This window comes from Azospirillum oryzae (assembly GCF_008364795.1).
Lineage (GTDB): Bacteria > Pseudomonadota > Alphaproteobacteria > Azospirillales > Azospirillaceae > Azospirillum > Azospirillum oryzae.
The window spans coordinates 1-892 of sequence record NZ_VTTM01000032.1 but is presented as its reverse complement, the minus strand read 5'-3'; the positions used below and the strand labels follow the sequence as shown (position 1 = coordinate 892).

Below are 892 nucleotides of genomic sequence, written 5' to 3'. Positions count from 1 at the left end.
GGCTCTGTTGCAAAGTTTGCCGGCAGGCGGCGGAATGGCTGGACGCTGGATGGAGCCAAGCCGTGTCGGACTTTAAGGGACGCCACTTCGAGGGTGAGATCGTGCTCTGGGCGGTGCGCTGGTACTGCCGATATGGCATCAGCTACCGCGACCTTGAGCAAATGATGGCCGAGCGCGGCGTTTCGGTCGACCACTCGACCATCTATCGCTGGGTGCAGAAGTACGCGCCGGAGATCGAGAAGCGCCTTCGCTGGCAGTGGCGCTGCCCACGGTCAACCAGCTGGCGGGTTGATGAGACTTACGTGAAAGTGGGCGGCAAGTGGGCGTACCTGTACCGGGCTGTCGACAAGCATGGCAACACCATCGACTTCTACCTCTCTCCCACACGAAACACCGCCGCCGCCAAGCGCTTCCTGTCCAAGGCGTTGAACGGCTTGAAGGAGTGGGAGACGCCGACGGTCATCAACACCGACAAGGCGCCAACCTATGGGCCGGCCTTGGCGGAGCTGAAGGCCGAGGGCAAATGTCCGGAGGAGACCGAGCACCGGCAGGCCAAATACCTGAACAATGTGGTGGAGGCCGACCATGGCAAGCTGAAGCAGCTGATCCGCCCGGTACGGGGCTTCAAGACCCTGAAGACGGCTTACGCGACGATCAAGGGCTTTGAGGTGATGCGGGCGCTCCGCAAAGGCCAAGCGTCCAGCTTCAACATCACCCGCGACATACCGGGCGAGGCGCGCCTTGTGGAACGCGCCTTCAACCTTGGACCCGGTGTGCTCGCCGAAGCCGTGCAGTTCATCAGCCAGCAGCTCGAACTCCAGGACGCATAGCGTCGGCGGTGATGCCCGTAACCCATCACCTCGCGCCTACTTTCAAACTTTGCAACAGAGCC

Annotated in this window: 1 protein-coding gene; it reads left to right on the top strand. The window is 62.0% G+C overall.

Annotated features, from left to right (window positions below; translation table 11 throughout):
• Window positions 1-62: 62 nt before the first annotated feature.
• Window positions 63-830 (top strand): IS6 family transposase, encoded by a 768-nt coding sequence (locus tag FZ938_RS30340; protein WP_149201869.1) that lies wholly within the window; start codon window positions 63-65, stop codon window positions 828-830.
• The last annotated feature ends 62 nt before the right edge of the window (window positions 831-892 follow it).